The sequence below is a fragment of the Halobellus sp. genome, from assembly GCF_042218505.1.
Taxonomy (GTDB): Archaea; Halobacteriota; Halobacteria; order Halobacteriales; family Haloferacaceae; genus Haloquadratum.
In genome coordinates, this window is sequence record NZ_JBDGQZ010000026.1 from 111716 (window position 1) to 127840 (window position 16125).

At 66.0% G+C, this 16125-nt stretch carries 14 protein-coding genes and 2 tRNA genes; 8 read left to right on the forward strand and 8 right to left on the reverse strand.

Features of this window, described 5'->3' with window-relative positions; all coding sequences use genetic code 11:
* Positions 1-85: 85 nt before the first annotated feature.
* The 3 genes from ABEI27_RS08800 (at position 86) to ABEI27_RS08810 (ending at position 3668) form a co-directional block, all read left to right on the forward strand.
* Positions 86-883 (forward strand): winged helix-turn-helix transcriptional regulator, encoded by a 798-nt coding sequence (locus ABEI27_RS08800; RefSeq protein ID WP_375799029.1) that lies wholly within the window; start codon positions 86-88, stop codon positions 881-883.
* Positions 884-1021: 138 nt separating this feature from the next.
* Complete coding sequence (locus tag ABEI27_RS08805) at positions 1022-2116, forward strand: amidohydrolase family protein (protein WP_375799030.1); 1095 nt, start codon at positions 1022-1024, stop codon at positions 2114-2116.
* Position 2117: 1 nt separating this feature from the next.
* Positions 2118-3668 (forward strand): class I adenylate-forming enzyme family protein, encoded by a 1551-nt coding sequence (locus tag ABEI27_RS08810; protein ID WP_375799031.1) that lies wholly within the window; start codon positions 2118-2120, stop codon positions 3666-3668.
* A 12-nt stretch (positions 3669-3680) separates the two neighbouring features.
* Here ABEI27_RS08810 and ABEI27_RS08815 read toward each other — a convergent pair whose 3' ends face one another.
* The gene (locus ABEI27_RS08815) at positions 3681-5066 is read right to left on the reverse strand and encodes a glycerate kinase (protein ID WP_375799032.1); all 1386 of its coding nucleotides are present in this window, start codon (positions 5064-5066) and stop codon (positions 3681-3683) included.
* A 154-nt stretch (positions 5067-5220) separates the two neighbouring features.
* Here ABEI27_RS08815 and ABEI27_RS08820 point away from each other — a divergent pair, with 154 nt between their 5' ends.
* A complete protein-coding gene (locus ABEI27_RS08820; RefSeq protein WP_375799033.1) occupies positions 5221-6552 on the forward strand; it encodes a DUF362 domain-containing protein in 1332 nt (443 codons plus the stop codon).
* A 189-nt stretch (positions 6553-6741) separates the two neighbouring features.
* Here the strand turns inward: ABEI27_RS08820 and ABEI27_RS08825 are convergent, their stop codons facing one another.
* From ABEI27_RS08825 to ABEI27_RS08835, 3 genes are all read right to left on the reverse strand, one after another.
* Positions 6742-7629 carry an ABC transporter permease gene (locus tag ABEI27_RS08825; RefSeq protein WP_375799034.1) on the reverse strand — a complete coding sequence of 296 codons (888 nt, stop codon included), beginning with the start codon at positions 7627-7629 and terminating at the stop codon, positions 6742-6744.
* Positions 7626-8588: an ATP-binding cassette domain-containing protein gene (locus tag ABEI27_RS08830; protein WP_375799089.1), complete on the reverse strand. Its 963-nt coding sequence runs from the start codon at positions 8586-8588 to the stop codon at positions 7626-7628. Before ABEI27_RS08830 ends, ABEI27_RS08825 begins: the two co-directional genes overlap by 4 nt.
* A gap of 192 nt (positions 8589-8780) precedes the next feature.
* Positions 8781-8853: transfer RNA gene (locus ABEI27_RS08835), tRNA-Asn, on the reverse strand.
* Between the two features lie 144 nt (positions 8854-8997).
* Here ABEI27_RS08835 and cca point away from each other — a divergent pair.
* Together cca and ABEI27_RS08845 are read left to right on the forward strand one after the other, a co-directional pair.
* Positions 8998-10374, forward strand: coding sequence for a CCA tRNA nucleotidyltransferase (cca, locus tag ABEI27_RS08840; protein ID WP_375799035.1), 1377 nt, complete (start codon positions 8998-9000; stop codon positions 10372-10374).
* Positions 10375-10542: 168 nt separating this feature from the next.
* Positions 10543-11127: a universal stress protein gene (locus ABEI27_RS08845; protein ID WP_375799036.1), complete on the forward strand. Its 585-nt coding sequence runs from the start codon at positions 10543-10545 to the stop codon at positions 11125-11127.
* Positions 11128-11214: 87 nt separating this feature from the next.
* Here the strand turns inward: ABEI27_RS08845 and ABEI27_RS08850 are convergent, their stop codons facing one another.
* The 4 genes from ABEI27_RS08850 to ABEI27_RS08865 all read right to left on the reverse strand — a co-directional run bounded on the left by ABEI27_RS08850 (position 11215) and on the right by ABEI27_RS08865 (position 15023).
* On the reverse strand, positions 11215-12231 hold the full coding sequence (locus ABEI27_RS08850) for a histone deacetylase family protein (protein ID WP_375799037.1): 1017 nt from the start codon (positions 12229-12231) through the stop codon (positions 11215-11217).
* 2 nt (positions 12232-12233) lie between these two features.
* Positions 12234-12665 (reverse strand): histone, encoded by a 432-nt coding sequence (locus ABEI27_RS08855; protein WP_375799038.1) that lies wholly within the window; start codon positions 12663-12665, stop codon positions 12234-12236.
* Between the two features lie 112 nt (positions 12666-12777).
* Positions 12778-14268: a single-stranded DNA binding protein gene (locus ABEI27_RS08860; RefSeq protein WP_375799039.1), complete on the reverse strand. Its 1491-nt coding sequence runs from the start codon at positions 14266-14268 to the stop codon at positions 12778-12780.
* A 239-nt stretch (positions 14269-14507) separates the two neighbouring features.
* Positions 14508-15023, reverse strand: coding sequence for a hypothetical protein (locus tag ABEI27_RS08865; RefSeq protein WP_375799040.1), 516 nt, complete (start codon positions 15021-15023; stop codon positions 14508-14510).
* A 154-nt stretch (positions 15024-15177) separates the two neighbouring features.
* On the opposite strand from ABEI27_RS08865, the gene ABEI27_RS08870 reads away from it, so the two are divergent.
* Positions 15178-15250: transfer RNA gene (locus ABEI27_RS08870), tRNA-Arg, on the forward strand.
* Positions 15251-15573: 323 nt separating this feature from the next.
* The gene (locus tag ABEI27_RS08875) at positions 15574-16020 is read left to right on the forward strand and encodes a pentapeptide repeat-containing protein (protein ID WP_375799041.1); all 447 of its coding nucleotides are present in this window, start codon (positions 15574-15576) and stop codon (positions 16018-16020) included.
* Positions 16021-16125: the final 105 nt, after the last annotated feature.

The following is a 16125-nucleotide window of genomic DNA, read 5'->3' on the forward strand; positions in this document are numbered from 1 at the left end:
CAATAGGTATGCTAATGCACCCAACTCCCAATTAATGAACAATGATCGTGTACAACCGAAGCTCCTCACTCGACCTCGTCCGACGATGAGCAACTCACCCCAGGCCGACAACGTCGAGGGCGGCCCCCGCCCCGGCCTCCCGACGGCGATGATCCACAAGAAGATTCTCGACGCCGCGCGGAACGATCCGAGGGCGTCGCTGACGGAGATCTCGAACGTCGTTTCGGGTGCGTCCGTCGATCTCGTCGAACGCGTCCTGAAGAACTACGGCGATCCGGCCGAACGACTCATCGACGAAACGCCAGACCGACAGTCAGACGCCGAACCCGCCGGCTCGGACGCCGAGTCGTCCGACGCTGCCGCGTCCGAATCTACAGAGAGCCCCGACGACGCCGAAACGACCTCGGCGGATACGGTGTCGTCGGACGAAGCGCAACCGACTCCGGTCGCGGACGAACAACCCGCCGTGCCCGATGTGTCGGACCTCACCGAGACGCAACTGGAGACGCTGGCGGCCGTCGCCGAGCACCCGCAGGCCACGCAGCGCGAACTCGCTGACGTCCTCGGTGTGAGTTGCGCGACGGTGAACCGTCGCGTCAGTGCCGTCGAGGGACTCTCCTGGGCGGACCGTCAGCCGTTCGTCGAGGCGCTTTTTGCGGACCGCGATATCTCTGCAGCAGGCGTCTGCGAGGCCGGTGCCGGCGGAGAAGAGCAAGCGGCCGGTCGCAGCGAGTCCGACGAGTCCAGTGAGGAGTGTCGATCCGCCCCGTCGCTCGACGACCCCAAACTCGTCCGGAAAGTCATTCACGCCTGTGTTGAATCCGATCGCATCAGCGCAGACGAGGAACTCGAGGTCATCGGCGCGTTCGTCGATGCCCACTGAGCCGACTGTCCGTTCCGCGTCGGGGGTTACTGTGACTGCAGTGTCCGCGCTGTTTCGCGCCCGTAACGCCGTTTCAGCAGGGTCTCACACGTATAAACCACGGAAAGCTTATTATCACTACCTCGCCGCTGTGGCCGTATGAAGGTAGGACGATTCGTCGTCGACACGCATGTTCACCCACAGCGCCATGCGGTCCAGTTCGACGAGAACGACGAGGACGCGGAGTACTCCCGACTCGGCGAACTGATGCACACCGCCACTCCGGCCGACGAGGCGACCGACGACGATCCGGTCGTCGTCTACGACAACTCCGAGCGACTCGTCTACGATATGGACAGTTACGGGGTCGATATGTGTCTTCTTCTCCCCGCATTCGGGATGACCAACGAGATCAATATGCAGATTATGGACGAGTATCCCGACCGGTTCGTCTCCTGTGCGTACCCCGTCCAGACGAAGAAGGCCGCGCTGCGCGGCGAGGCGGAGTGGTCGACAGAGCGCGCCGCCGCCGAACTCGACGAGGTGCTCGAACACGACGGGATGGTCGGGATTGGCGAGTTTATGCCGTCGGACCCGACGCTGGAAGAGCGGATGACCTGGCGCGAGCGCAAGAAGGAGATCCGCCAGTACTTCGACGTCGCCGCCAAACACGATGTTCCGATCCGGTGGCATCCGGGCGCGGCCTCGGGATACCAGGCCGGCGGACTCCGCGAACAGGACAAACTCCCCGACTGGCGGGATCCGCTCAACGCGACCGACATCCTCGCGGAGTATCCCGACGTCGATCTCGTGTTCGAGCACGGCGGCATCCAGGGTCACTGGAAGTTCAACGTCGAACGGGCCTGTCTGGTGGCCGAACAGTACGACAACGTCTACCTGGAAGTCGGCCTGTGGTGGGACGACATCCTCAACCGCCCGATGAACGATCCCGACATCGGCCCCGACCAACTGATGTGGGGCACCGACTGGGGCGCGTCGATGGTCGCGAACTCCCACGACCCACAGAGCCCGAGCGACTTCCCGTCCATCCGCTGGGAGCAGTACAGCAGCAAGGGCCTCCCGGCGCACCAGCCCGACTACTGGGGGACCTCACTCCGGATGCTCAACAAGTACGCGATGGATCACGGCGTCCCGCAGGACGAACTCAACAAGGTCCTCGGCGGGAACTTCTGTGAGGTGTACGACATCGAGCCGCCGCACAAGCGCCTGTTCCCCCAGTTCCTCGAGCAGTAGGATGCAGCGAATCCACAACGAACTGCCGGCGCTGAAAGATCTCTCGACCCACAACGCGAAAAAGAGCGCGGACTCGGTCGCCTTCGAAGACGCCACCGAATCGGTGACGTGGGGCGAGTTCGACGAGCGGAGCAAGCGCGCCGCGGACCTCTTCAGCGACTACGTCAGCAAGGGCGACCGGATCGCCTTCTACAGCAAACCGTCCGTCCAGCACGCGGTACTGTTCAACGGCGCGCTGAAGGCGGGCGCGGTGACGACGAATCTCCACCGGCGGATCGCCCCCGATGCGTTTCGGTACTCCATCGACCAGACGAAGCCGAAGGTCGTCGTCGCCGATGGCGAGATCGCCGACTCGTTCGCTACGGCTGCGACTGAGGACGTCCTCGCTCCTGTCTCAGCCGTATTCACGACTGAGGCTGCAGAGCGCGCGTACGAGCGACCGCTGGCCCCTGCTCTCGCGGACGCGGACCCGGTTGAACCAGACGTGCTCGCCGAGGAAGACGACATCGTGACCGTCGCGTGGACGTCTGGCAGCACGGGGCGTCCGAAGGGCTGGTGTCACACGAACCGTACGATGTTCCTGAAAGGTCGGGAACTGGCCACACGGTCGGGTTACTCTCGGAACGATAAGCAACTCGTCGTCAATCGACCCTCGTTTCTCATCTGGACGAGTTTCCTAACGCGGTCGCTGCTCGGCTGTGAGGCGACGTACTATCTGGCCGATTGGGACCCCGAGCGCTGGCTCGACATCGTCGAAGAACGCGGGATCACCCGCGCGGTCCTTGTCCCGACAATGTGGAAGGAAGTACTCGACAGCGATCCCGACGCGTACGACCTCAGCGCCCTGTCGAGTGTCGCCTCCACGGGCGAGAAACTGAACCCCGAAACGCTGCGCCGGCTCCGCTCGGAGATCTGCGGGAACGTCACCCAGTCGTACGGATCGACGGAGATCCACTCGACGATCCTCTACAACAACGAACTCACCGAGGAGCGGATCGAGAGCGTCGGCAAGCCGCAGGCGGGCACCCAAGTCCGGATCGTCGATCCCGACGGCTCGATCGACGACGAACGCCCGCCGAACGAGTACGGGGAGATCGCGGTCAAAAGTTACCAGTCGCCGCCGTGGATGTGGGGCGACAACGAACGCGCGACCGCCGCCTTCGAGGACGGCTGGTGGCGTTCGGGCGACCGGGGGCGGCTCGACGAGGACGGCTTCCTCTACATCGAGGGACGCATCGACTTCCAGATCAAATCGCGCGGCGTGAAGATCACCCCCGAGAGCATCGAGGAGGCGCTCGAGAACCACCACGGGGTGATCAACGCGGCCGTCGTCGGCGTCGAGGACCCCGAGTACGGGCAGAAGGTCACCGCCATCGTCGAGCGGGCGTCTGACGCGCTGTCGGCGGAGGACCTCGACGCGTGGATGCTCGAGAGCGACCGCGTCGCCGACCACGAGCGGCCGCGGACGTACGAGTTCGTCGACGCCATCGATCGGACACCGAGCGGAAAACTCGACCGACAGAGCACGAAAGACCGGCTGGGGCTGGACTGACTCGCCTCGGCGTCAGGGGGCCTCGACGACGATCACTCGCAGGTCGTTGACGTTCGTGGTCGTCGCGCCCGTCTCGACGAGGGCGTCTCGGGCGTCGAGGTACGCCGTCGCGTCGTTGTCGGCGAGCGCCGCCCGCGCCCGACGCTCGTCGGCGACCGTCCGCGAGGAGACGAGCGCACCGGCCGCCGAGGCGTTGCCGTCGATGCCGTCGGTGTCGACGCTGACGACTGTTACCCGCGCGCGCTCGTCGTCCTGCGCCGTCTCTCCGCCTTCGTCACCGCTCCGAACCTCCCCGGACCGTGCCAATTCGAGCGCCGCGCTCAGCGCGAACTCCTGATTTGGTCCGCCCGTCCCACCGCCGCGGATCGTCACTGTCGTCTCGCCGCCCGAGAGGAGCACCGCTGGCGGTTCGACGGGCGTCCCGGTCGCCGCAGCCGACTCCGCGATTCCCACGAGTGCCTTCGCTGCCTCCCGAGCCTCGCCACGGATCCGCGACCCGAGCCGCAACGGCTCGTATCCACGGGACTGTGCCGCGTCCGCAGCCGCCGACAGCGCCGTGTCGTTGCTGGCGACGACGTAGGCGCGGACGGCCTCGAACGCTGAGTCTGACGGCCCGGGCGTCTCCGGGTAGTCGCCTTCGATCCCGCTTTGGAGCCGGCGCTCGACGCGGTCCGGCGCGTCGATGCCGTACTCCTCGAGGACGGCCACCGCGTCCGCGTAGGTGGTCCCGTCGGCGACGAGCGGCCCGCTGGCGATCACGCTGCGGTCGTCCCCGGCGACGTCGCTGAAGAGCACCCCCGCGACGGTCGCGTCGCCGAGGCGCGCGGCGAGACGACCGCCTTTGATCGCCGACAGGTGCTTTCGGACTGCGTTGATCTCGTGGATCGTCGCACCGGCGTTGAGCAACGATTCGGTGACTCCCTGAAGATCACTGAGCCGAACCGGATCGGCGGGGGCTGCCAGCAGTGCACTTCCGCCGCCGGTGATCGGTGCGAGCACGAGGTCGTCGGGGCCGGCTTCGGCGGCCACCTCCAGCAGTCTGCGGGTGCTCTGGACACCCGCTTCTGTCGGGAATGGATGGCCGCCCGGCGCAATCGCGACGACGTCGGTGTCGACGGGGTTGTCGGTCACGACGAGGCCGTCGTCGATCCGATCGCCAAGCACGGTCTCGATTGCAGCGGTCGCGTGCCCTGCGGCGTTCCCGCCACCGACGACGAGCACGCGCTCGTATTCGGTCAGGTCGTACTCGTCGTCGGCGACCCGAAGCCACTCGCCGGACAGCCCCAGCGTGCGATCGATGGCGCGTCGCGGCGTCGCGGCGTTGATCCCGGCCTCGACGCACTCGAGTGCGAGATCCGCGGCGTCCGTTGTCGCGAGCGACTCGCGATTCCGTATCATCGCTCCGTACCTCGCCCCCGCGCGTATAAACTCTCACGACGCGGTGCGAGTCCGGATCGACCGCTTCGGGCGGAGCGGTCACCTCGGGCGAAACGCCTGTTCGGCGCTGACGGCTGGAACGTACGTTTATACGCGCACCGGAACCACAGCGGGTATGGAACGGGATTCGCTCTCGGTGCCCGAGACGGTTGTTCGCGAGACGACCGGCGACCAGTCGCTGCCCGAGATGGGCGTCGTCGAGCAGGTGTGGGAGACCGACCCAATCGCCCCGGTCGACCTCGAGGCGGCGACGCGCGAGGCGGTCGAGTCCCTCGACTGGTCCGGCGTCCCCGACGGCGGCGAGGTCGCCGTCGGCGCGGGGAGTCGCGGCATCGCCAACCTCTCGACAATCGTCGCGGGCGTCGTCGCCGCCGTCCGGAACCTGGGCTACGAGCCGTTCGTCTTTCCCGCGATGGGGAGCCACGGCGGCGCGACGGGTGAGGGCCAGCGAGCGAAACTCGCAGCGCTGGGTGTCACCGAGTCGAGCGTCGGCTGTGAGATCCGGTCGAGTATGGACGTCGTCGAGATCGGACGCACCGACGAGCGCGACGTCGCCGTCGTGGCCGACGCGAACGCCGCGGGTGCGGACGCGATCCTCCCGGTCAACCGCGTCAAGCCGCACACCGACTTCGACGGACGAGTCGAGAGCGGGCTCTCGAAGATGCTCGTGATCGGCATAGGCAAGCAGCGCGGCGCGAAGATCGCCCACGACTGGGCCGTCGACTGGAGCCTCCGGGAGATGATCCCCGAGATTACCGAGCGACTCCTCGCCGAGCTCCCGGTCGCCGGCGGCGTCGCGATCGTCGAGGACCAGCACGACGACACGGGGATAATCGAGGGGATCAGACCCGAGGGGTTCCTCGACCGCGAAGCCGAACTCCTCGAGACGGCCTACGAACTGATGCCGACGCTGCCGTTCGACGAACTCGACGCCGTCGTCATCGACCGGATGGGCAAGGACGTCAGCGGGCAGGGGATGGACACGAACGTGATCGGTCGCCGGCCGTTCGCGATCAACGAACCCGCCCCGGAGACGCCCGAGATCAAGCGGATCTTCACCCGCGGCCTCACCGAGACGACTCACGGCAACGCGATGGGGATGGGCTCCGCTGACGTCGTCCACGAGGACGTCCTCACAGGACTCGAACCCGACAAGACGCTGATCAACGCTATCACGGCCAGCACCGTCCGCGGGGTGCGGCTCCCACCGGTCGTCGAGACCGACCGGGCCGGCCTGCTCGTCGCGCTCTCGACCGGCGGCGTCGTCAGCCCCGAGGACGCCCGTGTCCTGCGGGTGACGGACACGATGCGCCTCGATCGGATGTACGCCTCGCCCGCTCTCCTCGCGGAAGCCCGCGAACGCGACGATCTCCGGGTCGCAGCCGAGGCCACCCCCATCGAGTTCGAAGACGGGCAGTTCGTGGCACCGACTCCCCACGAGTCCTGAATCCTCTCTCGGCGTCGAACTATCTGAAAGCAATCAATTATCGAGATAGTACAATATCGCTATCTTCTGTGCGAAATAGATTTACAGCGGATATCGGGGTTCGTAGAAACAACTCTGAAAATCCATATCACATAAGATAACTTATCTATAGCATACTATTACAGAAATAAGATATTTCTTCTTCTCGGCTCACTGCACGTCCGAACTGGTCGCCCGCGAGAGGAGCGTCACCGCGACGGCTCCCAGGCCGATCGCCAGTGCTGTGAGGACGGCGACGCCCGGGATCACGGCGTTTAACGCGCCCTCGAACACCGACGTCTCCACGACGATCATCACGTCGCGGTCGAGCATCAGCGCTCGCGCCGCATCGACGCCGTACGTGACGGGATTCAGCGCGGCAAACGTCTGGATCCAGGGCGGCAACACCGACAGCGGGAGGAACGCACTGGAGAGAAACAGCAGGGGGAACTGCAGCAGGTTCGCGCCGATGATCGTCGACTCCTGATCGCGCGTCACGACCGCCAGCACGTTCGAGAAGGCGACGAACCACAGCGAGAACAGCACCCCGACCGCGACGATCCCGGCGGCGCCGACGACCCCGGTCGCGATTTCGGCTCCCAGGAGGACGCCGAGTCCGAGGATGATCGACACCTGAACGGCGATCCGGAACACTTCGGCGGCGGTCTTCCCCGCGAATACGGCCGCCCGGTTCATCGGCGAGACGAGCACCTTCTCGAACATTCCGTTCTCGATGTCGTTTACCAGACCGACGCCGGAGGTGACGGCGGCCGCCAGCGCCACCTGGATCGCGATCGCCGGGACGAGGTACGTCTCGTAGGCGATGCCCGGAATCCCGCGGTTGACGGCGTCGCCGGCGACAGTGCCGAACACCTCGGTGAAGAGGAACAGGAAGATGATCGGTTGGACGAGCGAAATGACGAGGACGAATGGGTTGCGGACGGCCTTGCGGTTCCAGCGCTTGAAGTTGACCCAGACGTCGCCGAGGAACGTGTTCGTAGAGCGCTCGACGGACGGGCCGACACCGCCGCCGGCCGCTCGATCCTCGCGCGCGCTCACGACCCGCCCTCCTCGTCGGGCGTCTCCTCGTCGAGTGGCTCGCCGGTGATCGCGAGGAAGACGTCGTCGAGCGTCGGTTCCCGGACGTTGAACCCGGTGACCGTGACGCCCGCGTCCCTGAGGGCGACGAGCAAGTCAGTGCCGTGCTGGCGGGCCGACCGCGCGGTCACGCTGATGCCCTCGTCGGTCGCCTCGACGGTCGCATCGGCGAAGGGCTCGAAGTCGCGCGCGATTGCCGCGGTCTTGGCCTGGGCGTCGCCGGCGACGTCGATATCCAGCACCTCGCCGCCGACCTCCCGTTTCAGTTCGGCGGGCGTCCCCTCGATGACGATCTCCCCGTCGAGGATGACCGCCAGACGGTCACAGAGCTGGTCGGCCTCTTCGAGGTACTGTGTCGTCAGGAAGATCGTCGTCCCCTCGTCGTTGATCCGACGGAAGTACTCCCACAGGCGGTTGCGCGCCTTCGGATCGAGGCCGGTCGTGGGCTCGTCGAGAAAGACCAGCGGCGGTTCGTGAACGAGTGCCGTCGCGGCGTCCAGTCGCTTTTTCATCCCGCCGGAGAACTCCTCTGCCTCCTTGTCGGCGACGTCGACGAGGTCGACCAGATCGAGCAACTCGTCGGTTCGGTCGGCCCGTTCGCCCCGCGGAACGCCGTAGGCCTCACAGGCGAAGCGGACGTTCTCGCGGGCGGTGAGTTCCGGATCGATGCTCGTCTCCTGGGGCATATAGCCGATCGACGACCGCACCTTTCGCCCCTCGGTGCGGGCGTCGAAGCCGTTGACCCGGACCTCGCCCGCCGTCGGCGACAGCAACGTCGCGAGTACCTTGATCGTCGTCGTTTTGCCCGCGCCGTTCGGACCCAGGAAACCGAAGAACTCCCCGCGGGGGATCGACATATCGACGCTGCTGACCGCCTCGGTCCCGTCGCCGTACGTCAGTTCCAACTCGTCGACGTCGATCGAAAGCGGGGCATTCCGCTCCTCCGTCGCCGTCGTCGTCCGCTGCGCTTCGTCTCCATCGACTGCCGTCGTCGACGGTCCGCTGGCTGGCGTCTCCGGATGTCGTGACACGGACACACGTAGGGGCGGCGGCGGTATATGTGTGACTTCGGTGCTCACCAGGTATGAGAAAGAACGACAACAAAAGGGCCACGCCGTCGCCAGGGCTCGAACCTGGGACCACCTCGTTAACAGCGAGGTGCTCTACCAACTGAGCTACGACGGCTTACTGTACGCACTCGTTCGTAGACCGAGGTACTATGATAGGGCTTTCGTTTTCACCGTACTGTGAGGTATCAGACCGGCCGCCGACTCCCTCGGCCGCTGGACCGACACCCTTTCGCCGCCGCCTCGCAAAACCGCGGTAACGATGGCCGACGCCGAGGACCGACGACGAGTGATAGAGACGATCCGCGAGCGCGTCACGCCCGAAGTGGCCGAGCGCGAGGCGATGCGAGACGCGGTGGCGGCGCTCACCTCGCGAGTCGGCGCCGAACTCGACACGCTGTCTGTGGACGCTGACATCGTCCAGGTAGGTTCGACTGCCCGGGGCACCTGGCTCGCAGGGGACCGCGATATCGACCTCTTCGTCCGCTTTTCGCCCTCGCTCGACCGGCAGACGCTGGAACGCTACGGCCTCGAAGTCGGGAACGCCGTCCTGCCGGACGGCCACGAGGAGTACGCCGAACACCCTTACGTCACCGGCGAGTTCCAGGGGTTCGACGTCGATCTCGTTCCCTGCTATGACGTCGACGACGGAGCGTCGCTCCAGTCGGCGGTCGACCGGACGCCGCACCACAACGCCTACCTCCGGGAGCGGATCGACGACGACCTCGCCGGCGAGGTCCGGGTGTTCAAACAGTTCCTGAAAGGGATCGGCGCGTACGGCAGCGACCTGAAAACGCGGGGATTCTCGGGCTATCTCGCCGAACTGCTCGTCCTCGAAGCCGGCGGGTTCAAGACGCTCCTCGACGCGGCCGCCGACTGGCATCCGCCGGTTTTCTTCGATCCCGAGGACCACGGGAGCACTGATCACGACGACCCACTCGTGGTGGTGGACCCCACTGATCCGGATCGGAACGTCGCCGCAGTCTGTGCAACCGAGAACGTCGCCCGCCTCCAGCACCACGCGCGGGCCTTCCTCGACGCACCGAGCATAGATCCCTTCGAACCGCGGTCGCCTGAACCGCTCGACGCCGACGCCGTTCGGGCGCACGTCGACCGTCGCGGGACGGTCCCCGTCGCACTCGTCTTCGACGCCCCCGACATCGTTGACGATCAGTTGTACCCTCAACTCAAGAAGTCGTTGTCGGGCGTCCGCGACGCGCTCGACCGCCGCGGCTTTGGACCGATCCGCGCGACGGCGTTCGCGGACGACCGAGCCGTCCTGCTCGTCGAACTGGCTCACCGCTCCCTGCCGGCGATCGAGCGCCACGACGGCCCGCCTGTTCAGGTCCGCCAGCACGCCGAAGGCTTCTATGGGGCCTACGCCGAGCGCGCCGACGAGTCGGGAGCGGCACCGTACGGGCCGTTCATCGAGGGCGACCGATACGTCGTCGAGCGCGGGCGCGACTTCACCGACGCGGTCAATTTCTTGAACTCCGAGCGGCTGTTCGGGGTCGGGCTCGGCGCACAGATCGAGACCGCACTGGAAGACGATTATGAGGTCTTCGCCGGGACCGAGATTGCTGAACTCGCGCCGTCGTTCGGGACCTCGTTTGCGACGTATTTCGACCCGCGACCCTGAACGGACGGGACGCAGTTATTTAGCCGTCGCTTGCATTGGAAGATGCGATGGCACCGGAGACCGAAACGCAACTCGAGCGGACGCTCGGCCTGAAGGAGGCACTGATGATCGGCGACGGTCGTACTGGTCGGCTGGTATCCCGTCCCCGATCAGGTCACTCCCGAGCAAATGCGAGACGAGTACGAGTCCGACGCGATCGAGCGCATCGAGGACGTCGCCGCGGACTTCCCCGCCGAAACCGACGTCGAGACGCTCGTCGTGTTCACCCCCGATCGCTCGACGACGATCGACCGCGTGGCCGACGACTACGACGCGGCGGTCATCGTCGTCCCCCGGGACGTGCGCCCCGTCGGACGGGTCCTGGTGCCCATCCGCGGCGACGCGAACATCGACCGCATCCTCGCTGTCGTCGGGACGCTGCTGGAGGAGAGCGAGGCGACGGTGACACTGTTTCACGCCGTCCCCACCGGCGACGAAGACATCTCAGTCGGGCGCACGCTCCTTGACGGCGCGGTTGACCATCTGGTCGATGCGGGCGTCGCCGCCGACCGCGTCGATACCGGGATCGTCGAGAGCGAGTCGCCCGCTGACGACATCATCGACGCCGCGGCGAAGCACGACGTCCTCGTCATCGGCGAGACCGACCCATCGCTGATCGAACACATTCTGGGCGACGTGCCGACGCGGGTGGTCCAGAAGGTCGATCGCCCGGTGCTGGTCGTCCGCAACACCGACCCCAGCGACTCGGACTGACGCGCCTCTGCGACCCTCCTTCACGGGAAACGACGCCGCCACCGCCCTTTCAGCCCGATGCCGCCGAGAGAACGCCTCGTCGCCCACTCACCCGTCGATGTCGTGCGCGTCGCGGACGTCGTCGACGAGCCGTTCGGTCGTCTCGTCCGGTTCGCCGTCGGGTTCCATCGCCGTCCGTCCGTCGAACGTCTCGTGAACGATTGCGACGCCCTCGGAGAGCGTATCGAGGCCGTAACCCCCTTCGAGCACGAAGGTGAGTCCCGCGTCGACGTCATCGGCGAGCGAGCGAACTCGATCGGTCAGAAGCGCGTACCCCTCAGTCGAGACGCGCATCCGCGAGATGGGGTCGTGGCGATGCGCGTCGAAGCCGGCGCTGACGATGAAGAGGTCCGGATCGTACTGTTCGACCACCGGTCGGAGGAGTTCCTCGACGACCAGCAGGTAGTCCTCGTCGCCGGCACCGGCCCCGAGCGGGACGTTCAGTGTCGAGCCCTTGCCGTCGTCAACGCCGGTCTCGGTGACCTCGCCGGTTCCGGGATAGAGCCCCTCCTCGTGGGTCGACGCGTAGAGGACGTCGCTCTGGTCGTAGAAGATGTCCTGTGTGCCGTTGCCGTGGTGGACGTCCCAGTCGAAGATGACCGTCCGATCGACGTCGGCATCGGGGTCGTCGAGGAGCGTTTGGGCGGCGACTGCTGCGTTGTTGATGAAACAGAAGCCCATCGCGTCGTCCGCGACGGCGTGGTGTCCTGGCGGCCGGCCGATCGAGAACGGCGTGTCCCGGCCGCTGGCTCCCGAAACGGCCTCTTCGGCGGCCCACTGTGCGAGCCCTGCAGCGGCGAGCGCAGCGTCCCAGGTGTCCTCGGAGGCGACGGTGTCGGGATCCCAGTTGCCGCCGCCGTTCTCGCAAAACTCGCGGATCTCCTCGATATAGTCCTCCACGTGGACAGACGCGGCTGACTCGTCAGTCGCGGGGTCGGCCTTGACGTACTCGACGCCGTGGCGCTTCGTGAGCGCCCGCTTGATCGCCCGGAGTCGGTCGGCCGTCTCGGGATGACGTTCGCCGGTGTCGTGTGCGAGACAGGTCTCGCTGTAGCCGAACTGCATCGCTACCCGAAGAGTGCGAAGTACGTCTCGATATCTTCGGCCTGAACCGTCCGACGGTCCGCGTGTCGCGCGAGCGTCGCAGCAGCACTCGCGACGTTGTCGGCGTAGTCCTCGAGGATATCCGCCAGCGCGATTCTGGCGTCCATCGAGACGCGGAAGCGGTCGTCGATATTCAGGCGGGCGATACGGTCGATCGGCGCAATCGGCAGTTCGAGGTCACGCCGGCTCACGACCTGTTGGACGTCGAAATCCTCGGCCATCAGCGTCTTCCGACCGTCGGCGGCCGCTCGTTCGGCGGCGTCGGCGGCGAGCGTCGCCCCGTGTTCTTGAACGCGGCGAGCGAGTTCCTCTGCTGCCCCGGAACTGACCCGGAGGTCGCCGGCTCTCCGTCGGATGATGTCGTCCACGGGGGCGAACGGCAACTCGACACTCATTACCACTATATCCTGTTCGACCGGGGTATAATCCTTTCCGTAGCGCTACTGTGACGCCCGCTACTTCGACGAACGCCCACGCAACCCGCGTTGCCGAAGCGGCCGGTGCCGCTCAGCTCGTCCGCTCGACCTCGGTCGCGCTGATCGTCCCGTCGTCGGCGGGCCCGCTGACGGTCACTTCTTCGCCCAGTCGCAGCGACTCGTCGGTTTCGACGCTCCGCGTCTCGGTCCCGTCGTCGAGCACGACCGGACTGCCCGCCTGCACGACGGTCCCTGTGAACGTCTCGGTGGGCTGTTCCCCGTCGGCACCGTCGTTTCCTGCGCGCTCGGCCACCGCTGCGGCCGCGTTCCCGCCAGCACTCCGGTTCGTGCTTGGGCCGTCGGCGCTCGATACCGATCCGGCGCTTCTGGACTCGTCACCGTCCGCGAACGCGCCGAGACCGGTGGACTGAGCCTCCCCAGTGCCCGTTGACCCGCCGGCGTCCGGCCTGTCACCCGGAGCGTCGTCCATAACGCTGACCGCCGACCGCCATCCGGCGGAGGCCTCGAGATCGTCCTGCCAGCCGTCCTGGATTTCGGCGTCGGTGACGACGACGTAGTCGGCGAGGTCGATGTCGAGGTCGGCCTTGTCGCCCCACAGCGCGACCCGGACGTCGCCTGTCTGGTCTTTGATCCTGACGTTTCTGACCTGTCCCTCGGAGCCGTCGTCGCGGTCGAACGTCCGCTTGGGGTCGGTTTCGATGACGCCGCCGGCGATATCGACGGTCTCGCTCATCTCGAGTGCGCCGATATCGGTCGTGTCTGGCACGTACTCGACTTTTTCATCCACCGCGTCGACTGCGCCGCGATTCCCGACGTGGAGTTCGAGGGTCCCATCGCGCTCGCGGACGTAGCCGTCCACGACTTCAACGGACTCGCCGGATTCGAACTCGGCAGCCAGGTCGGCTTTCTCGTCCCACAGCGTCACGCGGATCCGGCCGGTCGGATCGCCCAACGTCAGATTCGACACGCGGCCTTCTGAGCCGTCGTCACGGTCGAACGTCCGCACGGTGTCGGTGCTGAGAACGCGTCCGACGAGGTTCACGTCCGAGCGTCCCAAAGAAAGGTCCTCGACCCGGTACGTGTCCTGGGTGTCTACGTCGACGTCAGCGTCCGGTGCGGGCTCGACCTTATCGACGTCGACTTCGACGCCGTTGTAGCCGTCTTTCGGGCGGCCGGCGACGCGGAGCACCTGCCCGGATTCGAGGCGCTCGACGGCGTCTCCGGCCATATCGTCCCACATCGTGATCCGGATGCGGCCCGACTCGTCGGCGACCTCGACGTTCACGACCCGGCCGTCGTCGTCCTCGCCGTCGCGCTCGAACGTCCGCAACTCGCCAACTTGCATCACCTTCGCGAGGAACTTCACGTCGTCCATCCCCGGCGCGATGTCAGCAATACCCTCAACCTCCTCGTCGCGGAGTTCGTGAGCGATCAGCATCGCGGCGGTCTCCTCGTCGGCGAGGCCGCCCATCTGTTCGACTTTGTCCTCGACGGCGGCCTCGAACTCCTCGAACTCCACGTCAGTGTCGAGGTCATCGTACACCTCCTCGATGGCACCCATCTACGCGACACCCCCCCGGTGACCCGCGGGTCCAAACGCGAACCCGGCGGGTCGAGCGAATACGGCAACGGGCATATCCACAGCCACGGTAGGGCGCCGCTTAAGCGTTGTCTTGTCGGCGGTCGCTCGCTCCTCGATTTGGGCGGGCTCAGCCCGCGGTCTTGCGGTTCGACCCTCGGTTCGTCGTCGAGACACAGTGGTAGTGGTCCCGCCTTCGGATATGAACGTTCGGCTTCACCTCACCGCATCACGTCCGCGACGACGCGTCGCCCATCCACGTCGTCGTGGACGACTTTGAGGCCGACCAGCGTCGCGCCCCCGGTATCGACCTGGGCCTCGTAGCCGAGGTTCACGAGCGCCTCAGTGCAGGCCTCATTCTCGTCGCGCTCTTCGAAGCTGGCGACGACGACGGTCGCCACGCCCGTCTCGGAATCGAAAGTTACGTCCTGCAACCGCGGGACGGTACACCCGTTTCTCCCGACGACGCAGCCACGGACGGCGGCCGATTCGGCTTCGAGCTGGACCGTCGCGTCGCCGGGCTTCGGGCACTCCTCGCGCGGGACGAGGCTCCCACTGACGAGGCCTGCGTTTCCGTCCGGTTCGTCGGTTGGGTCTGATGTCATCGGTGTCTCTGTCTTGTCGGTCGTCGCCGGACTGTCTGCCTCGTCTGCCCTGCCGTCGGCGCTCCCGGCACAACCAGCCAGTATCGAAGTGAGTCCAACGGCGACGTCCGTGAGGACCGCTCGACGGCGCATATCTGTTCCGACGGGGCTCGTATAAAAAGCGGTACCGGAGAGTCAAACGACCCCTTTCGCCTCACACTGACCCCGCTGTTCACCCGTGCGTGTCGGTGCCGCGGCCTCCCCGTATCGTAACCCTGATAAGTGAACCCGCAGTACGAAAACGTGAGTCCTGATAGGGTAGTGGACTATCCTCTTGGCTTGCGGAGCCAGGGACCGGAGTTCAAATCTCCGTCAGGACGTTTCTGCGAGACACCACACGACGAACTCAGCGAGGAGTCCGTGTCTCGCAGAAACGCCAACGAGGAGATTTGAGCAGCGAGCGACCGATAGGAGCGAGTGAGTTCAAATCTCCGTCAGGACGCTCACTTCATTCGAGAACTGACTCGCCAGCAGCGGCCAGCAAGTCCGTCCACTCATTTCGGTCACTCCTGACAGGCCCACGCCGGTCTTCTCGCGTGGACTCCGTCAGGACGCGATCACGGCTCTACAGCCATCCACGATCCGGATTTCCGGGACGACAAGCGGGGGAGCATACATACCCCGTTCCACCGTAACTGCGGGTATGAGCGATGGCCCGTTCCACATCCCCAATGACGATACGGTTACAGCTGACGCCATCCGGCCCAACGCTGACCTCCGCGACGCCGACCTCTCCGGCGCCGACCTGTTCCGTGCGACGCTCTCGGGCGCGGACCTGAAACGCGCCGATCTCTCCGGGGCGGACCTCCGCGAGGCCCAGCTTTCGGGGGCGGACCTGCGGGACGCCGATCTCGCTGCAGCGACCCTCTTTGGTATCCCCGTGGCAGGGCTCAGTCTGCGTCGAACTGACCTCTCAGCGACTGATCTGCGTGGTGCTGATCTCTCGGACGCAGACCTGTACGGTGCGGACCTTTCGCGGGCGGATCTCCGCGGGGCTGATCTCAGCGGGACGGACCTCCGAGAGGCTGTCCTCTCGGAGACACGCGTATCTGAAGCCACCATCGCCCGTGCACGACTGTCTGAGGACTGATCGCCTCTCGATTCGCTCAGTCGTCCCGAACGCTATTCTGACTGGAAGGGGTCTCTCGACCGATTCACCGAGCAGCCCAACGCTCGACACAGCACCGGCTCAGCA

Bases quoted from the DNA above. Each gene is read 5' to 3' on its own strand.
- ABEI27_RS08800 (WP_375799029.1), top strand. From the start codon at position 86: ATGAGCAACTCACCCCAGGCCGACAACGTCGAGGGCGGCCCCCGCCCC.
- ABEI27_RS08805 (WP_375799030.1), top strand. From the start codon at position 1,022: ATGAAGGTAGGACGATTCGTCGTCGACACGCATGTTCACCCACAGCGC.
- ABEI27_RS08810 (WP_375799031.1), top strand. From the start codon at position 2,118: ATGCAGCGAATCCACAACGAACTGCCGGCGCTGAAAGATCTCTCGACC.
- ABEI27_RS08815 (WP_375799032.1), bottom strand. From the start codon at position 5,066: ATGATACGGAATCGCGAGTCGCTCGCGACAACGGACGCCGCGGATCTC.
- ABEI27_RS08820 (WP_375799033.1), top strand. From the start codon at position 5,221: ATGGAACGGGATTCGCTCTCGGTGCCCGAGACGGTTGTTCGCGAGACG.
- cca (WP_375799035.1), top strand. From the start codon at position 8,998: ATGGCCGACGCCGAGGACCGACGACGAGTGATAGAGACGATCCGCGAG.
- ABEI27_RS08845 (WP_375799036.1), top strand. From the start codon at position 10,543: ATGCGAGACGAGTACGAGTCCGACGCGATCGAGCGCATCGAGGACGTC.
- ABEI27_RS08850 (WP_375799037.1), bottom strand. From the start codon at position 12,231: ATGCAGTTCGGCTACAGCGAGACCTGTCTCGCACACGACACCGGCGAA.
- ABEI27_RS08855 (WP_375799038.1), bottom strand. From the start codon at position 12,665: ATGAGTGTCGAGTTGCCGTTCGCCCCCGTGGACGACATCATCCGACGG.
- ABEI27_RS08860 (WP_375799039.1), bottom strand. From the start codon at position 14,268: ATGGGTGCCATCGAGGAGGTGTACGATGACCTCGACACTGACGTGGAG.
- ABEI27_RS08865 (WP_375799040.1), bottom strand. From the start codon at position 15,023: ATGCGCCGTCGAGCGGTCCTCACGGACGTCGCCGTTGGACTCACTTCG.
- ABEI27_RS08875 (WP_375799041.1), top strand. From the start codon at position 15,574: ATGAGCGATGGCCCGTTCCACATCCCCAATGACGATACGGTTACAGCT.